Origin of the sequence: Aeribacillus sp. FSL W8-0870, assembly GCF_037963755.1 — a bacterium.
Taxonomy (GTDB): Bacteria; Bacillota; Bacilli; order Bacillales; family Aeribacillaceae; genus Aeribacillus; species Aeribacillus composti.
On the sequence record NZ_CP150165.1, the window covers coordinates 1,692,599 to 1,708,178 of the forward strand.

The 15,580-nt window shown below is 41.6% G+C and carries 15 protein-coding genes and 2 pseudogenes; 15 read left to right on the forward strand and 2 right to left on the reverse strand.

From position 1 onward, the window contains the following. Positions 1 to 12: 12 nt before the first annotated feature. From NSU02_RS08225 to NSU02_RS08295, 15 genes and pseudogenes are all read left to right on the forward strand, one after another. The gene (locus NSU02_RS08225; protein WP_339195254.1) at positions 13 to 1,050 is read left to right on the forward strand and encodes a hypothetical protein; all 1,038 of its coding nucleotides are present in this window, start codon (positions 13 to 15) and stop codon (positions 1,048 to 1,050) included. Between the two features lie 5 nt (positions 1,051 to 1,055). Next, complete coding sequence (locus NSU02_RS08230) at positions 1,056 to 2,543, forward strand: phage tail protein (protein WP_339195256.1); 1,488 nt, start codon at positions 1,056 to 1,058, stop codon at positions 2,541 to 2,543. Between the two features lie 2 nt (positions 2,544 to 2,545). Then, positions 2,546 to 2,746 carry a hypothetical protein gene (locus tag NSU02_RS08235; protein WP_311066954.1) on the forward strand — a complete coding sequence of 67 codons (201 nt, stop codon included), beginning with the start codon at positions 2,546 to 2,548 and terminating at the stop codon, positions 2,744 to 2,746. Positions 2,747 to 2,752: 6 nt separating this feature from the next. Further along, positions 2,753 to 3,556: a hypothetical protein gene (locus NSU02_RS08240; protein ID WP_311066955.1), complete on the forward strand. Its 804-nt coding sequence runs from the start codon at positions 2,753 to 2,755 to the stop codon at positions 3,554 to 3,556. Beyond that, entirely contained in the window at positions 3,553 to 6,423 is a 2,871-nt protein-coding gene (locus NSU02_RS08245; RefSeq protein ID WP_339195259.1) for a glycosyl hydrolase family 18 protein, read from the forward strand. Before NSU02_RS08240 ends, NSU02_RS08245 begins: the two co-directional genes overlap by 4 nt. A 25-nt stretch (positions 6,424 to 6,448) precedes the next feature. Next, positions 6,449 to 6,718, forward strand: a complete 270-nt coding sequence (locus NSU02_RS08250) for a hypothetical protein (RefSeq protein ID WP_311066957.1) — start codon at positions 6,449 to 6,451, stop codon at positions 6,716 to 6,718. A 14-nt stretch (positions 6,719 to 6,732) separates the two neighbouring features. Further along, positions 6,733 to 6,975 (forward strand): phage holin, encoded by a 243-nt coding sequence (locus NSU02_RS08255; RefSeq protein ID WP_311066958.1) that lies wholly within the window; start codon positions 6,733 to 6,735, stop codon positions 6,973 to 6,975. Positions 6,976 to 7,003: 28 nt separating this feature from the next. After that, positions 7,004 to 7,312: a hypothetical protein gene (locus tag NSU02_RS08260; RefSeq protein WP_311066959.1), complete on the forward strand. Its 309-nt coding sequence runs from the start codon at positions 7,004 to 7,006 to the stop codon at positions 7,310 to 7,312. A 66-nt stretch (positions 7,313 to 7,378) separates the two neighbouring features. Further along, a complete protein-coding gene (locus NSU02_RS08265; RefSeq protein ID WP_339195262.1) occupies positions 7,379 to 7,954 on the forward strand; it encodes a hypothetical protein in 576 nt (191 codons plus the stop codon). A gap of 82 nt (positions 7,955 to 8,036) precedes the next feature. Beyond that, a pseudogene (locus NSU02_RS08270) lies at positions 8,037 to 8,492 on the forward strand (glycoside hydrolase family 73 protein); the annotation flags it as partial. Between the two features lie 90 nt (positions 8,493 to 8,582). Continuing rightward, positions 8,583 to 8,840 carry a LysM peptidoglycan-binding domain-containing protein gene (locus NSU02_RS08275; RefSeq protein ID WP_311067322.1) on the forward strand — a complete coding sequence of 86 codons (258 nt, stop codon included), beginning with the start codon at positions 8,583 to 8,585 and terminating at the stop codon, positions 8,838 to 8,840. Between the two features lie 716 nt (positions 8,841 to 9,556). Next, on the forward strand, positions 9,557 to 10,306 hold the full coding sequence (locus NSU02_RS08280) for a DeoR/GlpR family DNA-binding transcription regulator (protein WP_066249044.1): 750 nt from the start codon (positions 9,557 to 9,559) through the stop codon (positions 10,304 to 10,306). A gap of 2 nt (positions 10,307 to 10,308) precedes the next feature. After that, on the forward strand, positions 10,309 to 11,223 hold the full coding sequence (gene pfkB, locus NSU02_RS08285; protein ID WP_339195265.1) for a 1-phosphofructokinase: 915 nt from the start codon (positions 10,309 to 10,311) through the stop codon (positions 11,221 to 11,223). 13 nt (positions 11,224 to 11,236) lie between these two features. Beyond that, positions 11,237 to 13,102, forward strand: coding sequence for a PTS fructose transporter subunit IIABC (locus tag NSU02_RS08290; protein WP_311067195.1), 1,866 nt, complete (start codon positions 11,237 to 11,239; stop codon positions 13,100 to 13,102). Positions 13,103 to 13,718: 616 nt separating this feature from the next. Then, positions 13,719 to 14,282: pseudogene (locus NSU02_RS08295) on the forward strand (reverse transcriptase domain-containing protein); the annotation flags it as partial. 272 nt (positions 14,283 to 14,554) lie between these two features. Here NSU02_RS08295 and NSU02_RS08300 read toward each other — a convergent pair. Then, positions 14,555 to 15,022, reverse strand: a complete 468-nt coding sequence (locus tag NSU02_RS08300) for an SMI1/KNR4 family protein (RefSeq protein ID WP_339195268.1) — start codon at positions 15,020 to 15,022, stop codon at positions 14,555 to 14,557. A 40-nt stretch (positions 15,023 to 15,062) separates the two neighbouring features. After that, complete coding sequence (locus NSU02_RS08305) at positions 15,063 to 15,326, reverse strand: HNH/ENDO VII family nuclease (protein WP_199757337.1); 264 nt, start codon at positions 15,324 to 15,326, stop codon at positions 15,063 to 15,065. Positions 15,327 to 15,580 lie beyond the last annotated feature (254 nt).

Consider the following 15,580-nt stretch of genomic DNA (forward strand, 5'->3'; position numbering starts at 1 on the left):
AGGGGGGATAATATGGCCATTACACCTTATCGCGATTTGTCAAGCGACGATATTTTGGCGGCTCATGTGAGTGGTTTGCAGCATTCCGTCAATAAAATTGAATTAGTCCTGGATATGAAAACTTCACAAACAACAGGTCACCAATTGCGGCCGGTTGATGACCAGGATGATCCTTCTTTACGTTTTCGCATTTATGAAGGGTCAATTCGTGGCTGGTTGGAAGAGCCGGAACCGATTATTTATCGGAATGGCTCGGTAGTGGATCCGAATGATTATGTAATTTCTCCGGCTCATGGTGTAGTGGTATTCCATCAACAGCAAGCATCAACGGACGAAATCACAGCAGATTTTACGCACATAACTGCCGGGTCCTCGGTAATTGAAAGCCTGCAGTCTGGGATTGATCAATATTCGGCCTTGCTTGCCAATAATCCGGGAGGGACTTTTCATTTTTATCCTGTTTCCGGTTCTTATTTAACGCATTTTCGTCGTGATTATAATCCACTTCATCCTGATGGCTCTGTAAATGTGGACACTCATAGGCCGTCTTTTGCAGTTCTTGTCTACGGGAACACCATTGATGCCTTTCCGTTTCCGGTTACAACAAAAACACGTTTCAAACAAGCGGCTATGAGTTTGAACTATGCCAGTTCTACCGTCAATGTGAAGGTCGGAATTTATCAAGATAACGGTTCTATGCGTCCTGGCCGGCTCTTGTATGAAAGTCCAACAATAACGATTCCTGCCGAGGGCGGCTGGGGTTATGCCGACGTTAACTGGGAACTAGAGCCTGGTTTTTATTGGATTGCTCGGCATGATGGAACCACAGCCTACTGGAATGGGTTAGGACAACAAAGCGTTATTCCTTTGGTGTCATTTAACGCGGTTACTTTTTTGCGTGACCTCACTGAAAGGCCGAATCCACACACTTATTATGGCGGCTATCGAGCGACGGATATTCCGTTTGGAAATATGCCGGATCCGTATCCTGCGAGTGGTGAGTTGTTCCAGCGTGCTCACTATTGTTCGCCTTGGCTTGTTGTGGAGTGATGTGAATGAATAAATATAACCAGCTTGGTTCTGTGCGATATAACCAGCTTGGAAGAATTAAATATAACAGTCGGGGTGCCCGGGAAGTCAAACCGTTGTTTAATCGTCTAGCTCAAGCTAGGCCGGTTATTCTTGATCAAAACCGCCGACGTTTGGCAGTCCTGGAAAATGCCGACAATATAATCCTGGAGCAAGAAATAAACGGGATTGACCAGGTTACGTTTACGTTGCCTTGGAAAGACGAAAAGAGAAAATATTTAGTTAATGAGAACTTGGTCCAGCTGGTTAATAGCATTTATATCATCCGTCGTGTGAGCGTGAAACGGTCCGGGTTGTCGCCGGCTGAAATTGAAGTTTACGCGGAGGCTCTCTGGTATGATCTACAATTTGCTGAGCCAGTGGAGCATGCTCGTTGGGAAAGTGCTACGCCTGAAGTTATTATGAAGGACATCCTGGATGGCACTGGTTGGCGTGTCGGAAAAGTGACTATTACTCGGGAACGCACACTTGAACTGGAAGCAGGGTTTACCAATCGTTTAAAGGCTTTGCATGAATTGCCTAGTCTTTTTGGTGGTGAATTACATTTTAATACCGATACCATGACGGTTGATTTTACAGAACCAGTTGGTCGCAAATCCGGGGCGGCTATCGCCTATTCAAAAAACCTGGAAGAAGTCGAGGCGATTTACGACACCGAGGAATTGGTCACAAAACTTTATCTGTATGGTAAAAACAACATGTCAATCGCGGATGCGAATGATGGCGTTCCTTATTTGACCGACTTTTCCTTTACCGATAAGGTTCGGGTTCGGGTCACTAAAGACGAGCGGTTCACGAATCCGTACCACTTAAAGGAACGCGGCGAGGAAGCTCTGAAGGTCCTTGCTCGTCCTCGGTCCTCTTATGTGTTAAGAGCGGCTGATTTATCGGCTTTGTCCGGTATGTCGCATGAAGAGTTTTTCCTGGGCGACGAGGTTTTAGTCTATGATAAAGAACTCGGCATTAATGTTCGGACTCGGATCGTGTCCTGGAAGTATAATGTTATCCAGCCTTGGAATACAGAACTTCAGCTGGAATCTAAACAGCCGAGCTTGTCTGATTTGTTAACTGGGATCCAGGAAGGGGCCGAGTTTTTGTATTCCGAGGACGCGGTTGAGCGAGACGAAATGCTGAACCTTCATGTTTTTAACTATTTGATGAATTCTCGTGGTGATGATGGCTTTAATTACTGGACAAACGATGGCTGGGAGTTGGATGCGGAAAATGGCTACAGCGGAAATGCTTCATTTCGTGCGACGGCCCAGCCTGGCGTGAAGAAATCATTGCGGCAAACAATTTATCCTGCACACCGCGATTCGTATTCATTAAGTCTGCGAGTGGCAACAGAAAACCTACGGGTCGGAAATGGCCGCATAGGTGTTTATGTAAAATTCAAATATCAAGATGGAACGGAAGAAGAGCCTATCTGGATTCCGTTAAGTGGGGATGAGTAGTCATGTTATTTTTTAATTTTTTCAACCGGAAGATAGATGTTCCGGATCCTAGTCGCGGTGTTTCTTCGATTGAAATTGAGTTTGTGGTTGAAAATTGCCAGTCTGGTTCCGTTAACGTAACGGATATTATGTTGCAAGGCGGAACGATCGCGACTATGTGGACCGGGCATCCATCGGAGATGCGTTGGTCTTTGGATGGGTGATGAAAGATGAACAAAGAATCCTGGACGCGATATTTCACTAAAGTTGAAGGAGCAAAAGATAAAAAAGTTTCTAGTATTGAAATTGATTTTGTGGTGGAAAATGCGGAACAGGGTTCAGTTCATGTCACCGATTTTCAATTGCAGGATGGCGAGCAAGTGACCGCGACCATTCCGAATACGGCCGAGTGGTTCAAAGCAAAATATGGCACGTTGGATGAAACTGTCACTGCTGTTGGCGATGATGTTTACTTAGGTGATCAGCCGAGAGTCTTTGAAAATGTCCAAAACCGATTTTATAACATCGTCGGTCGCGGGCATGAAGTGATTGTGGTTCCGAATATTTTTGAATCCAATTTTAATGAGCCGACGGTAACGACTCCAGTTGATTTAACTCTTTATGCAAAAAATGAGTTTGATTTATTGCGGATTTCGTCGAATTATGGAGCGTTTAAAACAGGTTATGGTGAAATGGTCTACGAGGATGAACCGGATCATCCTTTGAACAAACGGTACACGCGTGAATTTATTTTTGATATTCCTGGTGGTCCTGGGAGTGAAATTAAATTACTGGGTACTCAACGTGTGGCCACCGTTGATGGGAAACCGGCCAATTTGGCCAGTCGTGTTATCTCTGTTGGCGAAGGGAAATTGCCGATAAGACGCCAGATGTTTATGGGCTTGGCCTACGGTTCAAATCGGATCCGTATTGAATTTTATAAGCTGGTGGATGGCGTTATGCGTGATACCGGGATTGGTTTTTGGGGAATTGCTGAATTGTTCCATTGGGAAGAAGGGGGGGCTAAGTTTTGAAGTTCATCTCATGGACCTTGAATGAACCGTCCAATGCACAGTTTGCGGAATACGCGACCGAAGTTTCACCAGGTGAATGGCGGATCCTTAATCCGGACGCCTGGAAAAACTGGGGCGGCAATCAAAAGAATTTCTGGCTCGCTTTCATGAATCATCATGATAAAATTTACGGAGTTGGCCTGCATGATTTCGGTGTAAATGCCGACGGTACGATTTATAGCTATAAAGCCGGCGAGGGATACCCGGTTCTAAATGAAGATGAGACGGCCATTCGATGGTGGATGCGTGATTCACTTCGTTTTTTGGTCGACCATTATCCAGATATCAAATGGTCGTTGCAAATGGTTTGTTTCGGTGCATCTCGTGTGGAGCCGATCCTCGATAATGTGAATGGAGCACAGGACACTTTTGTTCGGCAATTTAAAAAAATAGCCGAGCTTTATTTGAACCGGTTTCCTGGACGGATCAAGGGGATTGAGATGGACTTCGAGAAAACTACATCAAGGCCGCGGTCGGCTCAAGAACCGGAAAAATACCGGGACCTTTTGAGACGTGTAAAAGACGAAGTTTGCCGGCCACTTGGTTTGGAGATTCGTGTAAACCTTCATGCCATGACCGGTGAGTATAATCCGTCCTGGTATGCTTGGACGAATTATTCGACCATTGCTGAAGCGGATCTGGATGAATATCAAATCATGTCATATGATTTCTCGGCTGGAAATACCGCACCGGGGCCATCGACTCCTGTCTGGTGGCTTTTAGAGGTCTTGGATCATGTTCGGAATGTTTTACCACCGGAAAAGACTTTTATCGGGAATGCGGCCTATGGGCGGCGTTGGTCCTTAAATCGTGACCGTTTGGGTACTGCGATTGCTTATTGGCAGTTGCTACAGTGGCAAAATGGCCTGTTTAAGCATAACGCCGGGCAACGAAACGACCAGGGCGAGTTCATTTGGTTCGATCAATCGTTTATTCCGTATTGTGGATTCCATGATGAAGAGTCGGGCTATGAATATACTTTTTTGCATTGTTACGATCGTTTTCAGGCTCGCTTTGCTCGTCTGTTGCCTTACAATAACAGTCAAGTGGTTTATCGGGGGACTTATCGAAACGCGGAATACATCACCAGCTATTCCAAACACCAACGTGCCAAATTTACCGGGATTCAAAGGGTATTGACCGAGGCGACCTCGACCTCTGGACATATCAGCGATGCTCATTCTGTTTGGGAACCTAAGGATGATCTGCCTGGTTATACCTTTTATGGTTACAATACGTTACCTGGCCAGTATCTTTACGACGAAGCGACGAATTCGTGCGTCCGGGCCAGCGGTGCTATTGGTCAGGATGGGCGTGTCACTTATTCGTTTTCTTTATCAACGCCTGGAACGTATCGCCTGGTAGCGACGGTATATTTTCCTTATCTGAATTGCCGCATTCCTATTAACGTGAATGGGGTTGATTATGTCATTGGCGAGGATATTCCGGATTGGTATCCGTTTTTCGTCAATCCATCCCATCACTTTTTCGATTGCGGCACTTTTTCGTTTAGCACATCAAATACGATTACAGTTGGTGTTACTCAAGATTTAGCTCAAATCATGGGGTTTGTAATCTGTCGGGATTTTGAACATGGAATGTCCGGAGGAGAAGTTGAATATAACGTTAATCTTCAAGTTCCCAAAAAGAGAGGATCCGTTGTTGATGGTGTTGTTACGAAAGTGGACGCAGATATGCCGGATGAAGTAACGCTGACTGCTGAATTAATCCGTCGCCATCCAAGACCGGCGATTTTTTGGGAAGACTTGTTTGGTCCTTTTGCTGATCAAGAAGTGGAGAATTTGACGGAAACGAATTATTACCAGAGGGCGATTACCGGTTTCCGGGCACCAAATGGACCATATCCGGTTGATGGGGCTTGTCGTGGTCCACTTCAAAATATCGGTTATTCAAATGGAACATGGCGGCCAGTTGCCGCGTCTGGCGGTGATGAAGCTCATGTTTATTGTGATGCTCGGAATAGTTCGGCACAGCTTGTGTTAAATCGTGAGTTCTCCTTCAACGCTCATATTGAGGCTGACATTCGAGCCTTGGATTCAAATGCGATTTATGGAATTCGTTTTTACGCGAGAAATCCTGGAACGGTCGGAAATGGTTATATTGCACAGCTTAACTATCGCAATCGAACAGTTCGACTGGTTTACGAAAGCGGCGGATCCAGTCAGGTCTTGGCGACTGCGGCCATGTCGGAAACGTTGGCTAACGGCCTAGGAAGTCGCCATACTCTCACCGTTCGTGTTCACAATGGTCGCATAAAAATTCTGGTCGGTGCTGTCGAATATATCAATTATTCCGGTTCTTTACCTGGTTCTTTGTCTAGGGGTGCTCATGGCGTTTATGCGAATGGTACAAGAATCCGTTGCTATCGCCTGCACATTGCTACAAACGACCGGTATGAACCGATGGAGAAAGTGTCAGCGATTGTTGATGGGCGGGAATATGTTGCTTTAGAAGAGGACCGTCCTTATTCGTATGATGAATTGGGCTATTTAGTATACAGCGGGTTTAATCCGGATGAAGGCCTGGATATTGACATTGACAATGATTACGATAACTTTCCGATTGTCAATATTCCGTCCTGGGTTGGTGAAAAAACAGTCCGTATCCGGATGGTGGATGCTGGTGTATGGTTGAGAAACTTCTATATCGGCGATTCGGAAGGCTATTCCATCGCTTGGAACAGTGATCTAGAAGGATTCATTCGAACACTCCGATACATTTCGGAGTATGGATGCAAAGGCGTAGCCATGTGGACCGTCGGGCAGGAAGATCCGCGCGTGTTCACATATTTGCCAACTCCTGAATGATAGATGGCAGAAAGGAAGAGTATTGGTGGAACAATGGTATTCGAACAAAGAACTATTCGAACAAATTATGAAGATGAGAGATGAGATTATTAGTCTACGCTCTGAAATGAAAGAAACCAGAGACATCATCAGAAAATACAACGGGTTGCGAGAAGAACTGTACAACATTGAAAGCGAAATTGAGAAACTTAAAGCAGCTGAAAGCGGCAAGACAACCGTTTTAGATGCCATTCGAGAATGGGGCGGTTGGATTGTCGCTATTTTAATGCTTATCGTGAACATCATTCAAAATTGAAAGGAGGTGAGAGTATGAATTGGAAGGGTGTTACAAAAAGTACTTGGATTAGAATTATCACTTTATTTTTGGTATTAATCAACCAAGTATCAATCTCTTTTTTTCATTTTCAATTGCTGCCTTTTACTGATGAAGAAATTTATGAAGGCGTTTCAGTTGTGTTGACAGTCATTGTTTCCATGTGGACTGCATGGAAGAATAATAGCCTCACAAAAAAAGCGCAACAAGCAGATCATTATTTGGAATCTTTTAAGTAAAGGGAAATCGGAAAGGGGGAATAAAATCATGCCTTTTATAAAAACTGACGCGACATATTATGGACCTAAAGCAAAATACATTGAGGTTTATGCAAATTGTACGCCATACAATGGGAACGCACATCTTTATGCAGGTGTATACCTAGTTCGAGGTACGACAGGGCGAATAGTTGTACACAATAAAGTTGTAGGAATAAATGGGCATATGGATTTTAGAAATAACATAAGAATATATCCTACCGATGAAAGAGGAACATACTACGTAAAGGTTGAATGGTACAGTGCATCAGGTAAGTTACTTTATTCTGCACAGAAGACTATTTACTTGGTAAAATAAAAAATTATTGATCCCCTAAAGATCATTTGGTATGATATTTCCAAATGGTTATAGGGGGATTTTTCCATGAAAAATTTATTGTTTATTATGGGAATCGCATTTAACTTCATGATGTTTAATATAAGTTCAGATGAAGTTAAAAGTTATAAAACTGAAGATAGTACGGCGGAAGAACAGGATTTGTCAGACATATTTAAAAATGATTCTTACGCATTCGCTCTATCCCTCCAATACGTTGATTATGAAGATAAAGTCGTATTTAAAAACGAACAAATAGCAAAGCAACGTTTGAAGAATGTTCAAAAGTATTTAGATGATCTGACAGATCATGGCACAAGTTTCCATGCAGTTGAGAACTTAGAGATTAATGATAAATGGCAGAAGCTTGTGGAGGATGTTGCTTATCTAAAATATTATGGATTTGATGAATCAGAAATTTTGAATGATTTAAATATTGCGGGGGCCTTAATACTACAGGCAGAAAATTACTATGATAAACCTTCTTTAAGCTATCTCTATCAAATTTTTACAGATTTAAATTCCGCTATAAACGGAGAAAAAGTTAAATATAATGTAACTCGTACATTTAGCCCAGAATCTCAATTTAAAAGGGTTAGTCTTTATTTAGCCTCAAAGAAATGATAGTCAAGAATGTTTTTTGATCCAGAAAAGAGCAATCGTGTTTGGTTGCTCTTTTTTATTTTTTTCATAAGGAGATGATTAAATGGAATTCATCAAACAAATCGCTCCGCACGCTCAAAAAATTCAAGAGAAGTACAAAATTCTTGCATCGCTTGTGATTGCGCAAGCGTGTTTGGAAAGCAACTTTGGCCAAAGTGGATTAGCTCAAAATGGGAAAAACCTTTTCGGAATCAAAGGAAGTTACAACGGTCAGTCGGTAACGATGAAAACGACTGAATATCGCAACGGCAAGCCATACAAAACGGATGCCGCATTTCGGAAGTATCCTTCATGGGTAGAGAGCCTGGAAGATTTAGCACAGCTCTACACAAACGGTGTTTCTTGGGATAAAAACAAATACAAGTCAATTATCGGTGAAACGAACTATGTGACTGCATGCAAAAAGGTCCAAGAGTGCGGATACGCAACCGATCCAAACTATGCAGCAAAGTTAATCCGAATCATTGAAAAATATGAGCTGCACAAATACGATAAAGTTGGAAATAAAAAGCCGACAAAACCTGAAGCTGCAGCGAAAAAAGAAGAACATCAAGTTTATACAGTCAAAAAAGGCGATACCCTTTCAGAAATTGCTCAAAAATATGGAACGACTGTTAATGAATTGGTTAAACTGAACAACATTAAAAACCCAAATTTGATCATCACCGGGCAAGTATTAAAAGTGCCTGCTAAAACAGAAAAAGATGAGTATTACGCTGTAAAGAAGGGTGATACCCTAACTAAAATTGCAAAGAAGTACGAAACAACCGTGCAAAATTTAGTGAAGCTCAATAATATCAAAAATCCAGACTTGATTCTTGTCGGGCAAAAGTTGCGTGTGAGGTAAAAAAGTACGACCGAAAAGGCCGTGCTTTTTTACCTGCTTTTCTTGATGTAATCGGAAGAATTAAAGGGGACAAATTGGGGGCAAAAGCTATTTGGAGGGCATAAAATTCACTCGGATTTACGCTAAGATGAAAAAGAAAAACCCTTGATTTTCAAGGGTTTTAAAAATTAGCAACAATTCACAAGATAAATGTTATAATTTATGAGGAATTGAAACATTTCGGTCGTTTTTCACGATGCGCTTTTTCGACCAGTTTTTATCTTAACTATGAGGAATTGAAACGTTGCGGCCCTACGGGTGACGGGGCTATCAGACTATGTTTTTATCTTAACTATGAGGAATTGAAACCAGTTGGCGACCAAGAAAGTTGTCGGCTAATGCCATGTTTTTATCTTAACTATAAGAACTTAAATCTCATTCATTCGGACTGGTTTAGAACACGCAGGGCAACGTTTTTCATAACTTATTTACTACCCTTTCTCCTTGACAGATGTCTGTAGGAGAAAGGGTTATTTTATTGGCGAACATGATGTAGAAGATTCCTTTTTTTTCTCGTTTTGGATTAAATGGACTTGTCATATGATCGTTTGTGACTGATTTTTGTCATAAAACGATCATTTTTGAATGTTTTTGATAAAAAATGATAGATTTTCGAAAGTGCTTACACTATAATGAAATTAGAGAAAGAGAAAACATCCAGATGGGAGTTGATAAGGCTGCTAACACCAGAGAGACACCGGATCATTTTAGAGCTGTTGGAACAAAAGGGAGTCGTCAAAATTCAAGAATTGGTGGAGGCAACCTCTTCGTCAGAATCTACGATTCGAAGAGATTTAAGCCAATTAGAAAAAGAAAAAAAGTTAAAGAGAGTTCATGGCGGAGCTTCCTTATTTCAACAAAGAAGTGAAGAGCTGAGCATCTCCGAAAAATCGACAAAGAATTTAGAAGAAAAGCGGATGATCGCTCAATATGCAGCGAGTCTCATTCAAGATGGTGATTGTATATATTTGGATGCGGGTACAACCACCTTTCAAATGATCCCGTACATTTCTGCTCAAAAAATAAAAGTAGTAACAAATGGATTAACCCATTTGGAAGCACTGCTTGAACAAAATATCGAAACCTATTTAACGGGTGGTTATGTGAAAAAGACCACAAGAGCTCTCATCGGTAAGGGGGCTCAAGAGGGGCTGCAATCGTATCGTTTTGATAAGGCCTTTATGGGTGTTAACGGAATCCACCTTGAGTTTGGTTATACAACTCCTGATCCAGAAGAAGCGGCTGTGAAAAGCCTCGCAATGAATCTCTCACAAAAGTCATTTGTTCTGGCTGATCATACAAAATTTAATGAATTTACCTTTTCAAAAATTACAGATTTAAATGATGCCATCATTATTACAGATGAAATTGATCAAGAAATCTTAGAAGAATTTTCAGCCAAAACCGCAGTAAAGGTTGTGAAATAATCATGATTTATACGGTTACCTTAAATCCATCGATTGATTATCACGTCCGTATTAATCACTTAAAAATAGGAGAATTGAACCGAGTGGAAGAAACACTTTACTTCCCGGGAGGAAAAGGGATCAATGTGTCCCGCGTATTGAAACGCCTTGGTATCGATAGTGTTGTATTAGGGTATGCAGGCGGTTTTACAGGAGACTTTCTTAAGAATGCATTAATTAGTGAAAATATTGCCATCGATTTCACTGAGGTGGAAGAGCCTACCCGGATCAATATAAAGCTGAAAGGAGATCAAGAAACGGAAATTAACGGGAATGGACCTGCCATCTCAAAAGAAAAGCAGGAAAAGCTATTATCAAAAATTTCTTCTTTAAATAAAGATGATGTTTTAGTGCTTGCTGGCAGTTTGCCTCCAACAGTTCCTGAAAATTTTTACGAGACGATAGCATCGATTTGTCAGGAAAGGGAAATACCGTTTGTCGTTGATACATCAGGACCGAGTCTAAAACGGTTGATACCTATGAGACCTTTTTTAATAAAACCGAACCATCACGAATTAGGAGAGTTGTTTCATGTAAACATTGAGACGGTAGAAGATGCAATAAAGTACGGAAAGAAGCTGCAAAATGAAGGAGCAAGGAATGTAATCGTTACCATGGGAGGAAACGGAGCAGTATTGATTAATGCTGATCATACCGTATTGGCCAAAGTCCCAAAAGGTAACGTGAAAAATACAGTAGGAGCTGGGGATTCAACTGTTGCCGGTTTCTTAGCCTCCTATATTCAAAACCATGACGCGATCAAAGCATTCCAACACGGCGTCAGTGCCGGAAGTGCAACAGCATTTTCAGAAGATTTATGTACAAAGGAAAGCGTGGAACAGCTTCTTCCAAATATTCGCTTGGAAATTTATCGGTAAGGAGGATTGTATAGTGAAAATCACGGATTTATTAACGAAAGAGACGATTATATTAGATTTACAGTCTGCTACCAAAATGGAAGTACTTAATGAATTAATAGAAACGCTTGCGAGGGCAGGGAAGCTTCACGATAAAGAAGCGTTTAAGGAGGCCATCCTTGCTCGTGAATCTCAAAGTACGACTGGAATTGGCGAAGGGATAGCGATTCCGCATGCTAAAACGAATGCAGTTAAACAGTCTGCGATCGCATTCGGTCGTTCAAAAGCAGGCATTGACTTTGAGTCTTTAGATGGTAAGCCCAGCCATTTATTTTTCATGATTGCAGCTAGTGAAGGCGTCCACAATGCTCATCTAGAAACACTTTCCCGTTTATCGACATTGTTAATGGATCAAGAGTTTCGTAAAAAAATTGAATCAGCCAATTCTGCTGAGGAAATCATTGAAATTATCAATGAAAAAGAAAAGGAAAATGAAGAAGAGAGCGAGCAGATCGATTCTAAAAAAGGAAAAATTTTAGCCGTTACCGCTTGTCCGACTGGTATTGCTCATACGTATATGGCAGCGGATGCTTTGAAGACAAAAGCGAAAGAGTTAGGCGTTGACATTAAGGTTGAAACGAATGGTTCAAGCGGTGTCAAAAATAAGCTGACGCCAGAAGAGATCGAAGAGGCAGACGCAATCATTGTGGCTGCAGATAAGCAAGTGGAAATGGACCGTTTCGATGGCAAACATGTCATTGAAGTCCCTGTTGCACAAGCCATTCGCCAACCAAAAGAGTTGATTGAACGAGCATTAAAGAAAGACGCACCTATTTACAAAGCTTCGGGAAAAGAAACAAATTCAGCGTTTCAACGGGGAGAACGAAAAGGATTTTATAAGCACCTCATGAATGGGGTTTCAAACATGCTGCCATTTGTCGTTGGCGGCGGTATCTTGATTGCCATTTCATTTATTTTTGGGATTAAAGCGTTCGATCCGAACGATCCATCTTACCATCCGATTGCTGAAGCATTGATGACTATTGGCAAGGAAAATGCCTTTAAATTAATGATTCCTGTTTTAGCCGGATTTATTGCCATGAGTATTGCGGATCGTCCGGGATTTGCTCCGGGAATGGTCGGAGGATTTTTGGCAGCAAATGGGGAGGCCGGTTTTCTTGGCGGATTAATTGCCGGTTTCTTAGCCGGATATTTAGTCGTTCTTTTAAAACGAATCTTTCAGGTTCTGCCGCAATCATTAGAAGGGATTAAGCCAGTTTTACTATATCCTTTATTCGGTATTTTAATTACAGGTTTTATTATGATGTATGTGGTGAATGATCCTGTTAAAGCGATTAACGATGGATTGAAAGCTTGGCTGGAAGGCTTAGGAACTGGGAACTTAGTTCTTTTAGGTTTGATTTTAGGGGGAATGATGGCTGTAGATATGGGAGGTCCGATCAACAAAGCAGCCTTTACATTCGGTTTAGCGATGATTGATGCAGGAAACTACGCCCCGCATGCTGCGATTATGGCTGGCGGTATGGTTCCTCCATTAGGACTAGCCATTGCAACAACTTTGTTTAAAAAGAAGTTTACAAAAGCAGAACGAGAAGCAGGAAAAACGTGCTATATTATGGGGGCAACCTTTATAACAGAAGGAGCCATTCCTTTTGCCTCAGCTGATCCAGGACGTGTAATTCCATCGATTATCGTAGGCTCCGCAATTGCCGGTGCGTTAACGATGGTATTTGGAATTGGTTTGTCAGCACCGCATGGAGGCATATTTGTCATCCCGTTTATAAGCGGCAGTCCATGGTTATATGTACTTGCTATTTTAATTGGTTCATTTGTAACAGCTCTTATGGTCGGTTTCTTAAAGAAAGAAGTAAAAGAATAAAAGACTAATACGAGCAGCAAATTTCTTTTAAGGGTTCGGATCTAGGGTCTGAACCCTTTTATGTGTGCGCCCGGCATGGGTGTAATCTATAGGGTGTAAGTCCCGAACCCCGAAGACAGAAGTAGAGGTTAGCCAAGAGCAAGGGTGTCCGTGGTGACGCGGAATCTGAAGGAAGCGAGCGGCAAACTTCCGGTCTGAGGAACACGAACTTCATATGAGGCTAGGTATCACTGGGTGAGTTTGCAAGACAAAACAAAGCCCTTTCTGCCGAAGGTGATACAGAGTAAATGAAGCAGATGGATGGAAGGAAAGATTACACTCTTACCCGGGGAGGTCTGGCTGGCACGCCAAGTAACCTTGGTAACCTATCTAGTGATAGATAGCTGAACAGTCAGAAGTCAGCAGAAGTCATAGTACTCTTTCAAGCTCGAGATGGAAGAGGAAGGACTGAACAATTAAGGAGAACGAATCGCTAGGCGTTCATCTTCTGTGTGGAAGCAGACAATCCGATAGGACTTACTTGAAGGAGGAAGTGGTGAATCCCACGGGGGACTTCAAGAGGGTGGAGCAGAAGATGGCACAAATAGAAGAATTCGTTCACGTGGAGAGGATATCAATGTTGATGGAAATGATTTTGTCACGGGAAAATCTCCTGGCGGCACTGAAACGAGTCGAACAGAATAAAGGAGGTCACGGAGTAGATGGCATGTCCGTAAAAGACCTACGAAGACACCTCTACGAAAATTGGGACTCCATTCGACAGTCGTTGAGAGAAGGAACCTACAAGCCCTTACCCGTCCGTCGAGTCGAAATCCCGAAACCGAACGGTGGAGTAAGACTTCTAGGGATCCCTACCGTGACGGATCGTTTCATCCAACAAGCGATTGCCCAAGTGTTGACGAAAATCTTTGATCCGACCTTCTCGAACCATAGCTATGGTTTCCGACCAGGTAGAAGGGGACATGATGCGGTTAGGGAAGCAAAGGGTTATATCAAAGAAGGATATCGTTGGGTAGTCGATATAGACCTAGAGAAATTCTTTGACAAGGTGAATCACGACAAACTGATGGGGATCTTGGCGAAAACGATCAAAGATCGAATTCTACTGAAGGTAATCCGCCGGTATCTTCAATCAGGCGTGATGATCAATGGAGTGGTAATGGAAACGGACATGGGAACGACCGTCTCTAGTGAAAATACAATACAATAATAATTTGACAGTTTATTATTGTCACAACCAGTTAAAAGCTTACCCCCACTTTCTCGCCACGAGAATGCGTTCTCACGTGTTTTAAAGTGTACTCGAAGGGTATTAATGGTTTAGTCGCTTTACCATGCATATCTGCCAAACTCCATGTAGGTAGAACCATCATGGGCTCTGAAGTTAATATTGGGTTAACTATAACTAATAAAAAACCTTGAAAGGCTTATAGCCAATCGAGGTAATATAGGTTATAGCTCATGTTTAACTAAATCTAATAAGAAATCCCCGAAATCATTTGCAATTATTTCATACTTTTGTTTGTCTAAGTCAACTCCTGGAAAAAATGAGACAACCTTAGGTTCATTATTATCAATCTTGTTAAAGTCTAAGCAAAAAACTTCATCACTTTCTGTATCGTGAATTATTAATAAATTATTTGGCAAATTACTCTCTCTTCTCTCTGTTAAAGTATACCATATTGCATCTGGAACTGAAGAATTTTCAAAATCGCTACTAATTATCCCGAAAATCTCTTGAGAACCAAAGTTACCCGCACCAAAAGACAACAGAAAATCCAAATATGAACCTGTGAACTTTAACCCAAGTTTTTCTTCTGCTTGAATAATTAATTCTCTTGAGCGGGGACCCACAAAATCACTTAGTTCTGCATTAGACAAAATAATTTTTTTAGCTTGATTATATGCTTCCATACTCATATTTTTCCCTCCCTCTATATACTTTAATTTTCTCCTCGAACTATTTAAAATCACTAACTCTATGTTTCCAATAATCTTTGCGCCATTTATCAAATTCATTCCTGTTAATCCCACTAGGGATAGTATTAGGATTAATGTGGATTATCTTACTATTTTCATTGTGAAATGTTTGTGTAACCTCAGCAATAGAACTTTCATTTCTTTGTGTCATGTGATGGAGATTTATAGGCTTTCGATCTGAACCTAACGGTGCTAACCCCTTTTCCATTCTTTCAAGGTTAGTTCTACCACGCGCATCTTTCATAGTAGTGGATCATCCAAAAAATACCACACCGTCAAAAAAGGGGATACCGTTTCCGAATTGGCTGTTAAATACGGTAGCACGGTTGCACAATAAATCTTGGAACAAACTAAAAGACGTAAACAAAATTTACGTTGGGCAAAAATTGGGGCTGAAATAGACAGGTTTGTTCATAATAAAGTAACATAAGCAAAAAGCCATTTTCAGCAGTGAGAATGGCTTTTAAGCTTTTCTTTATGAGCAAATTATTTAACTCA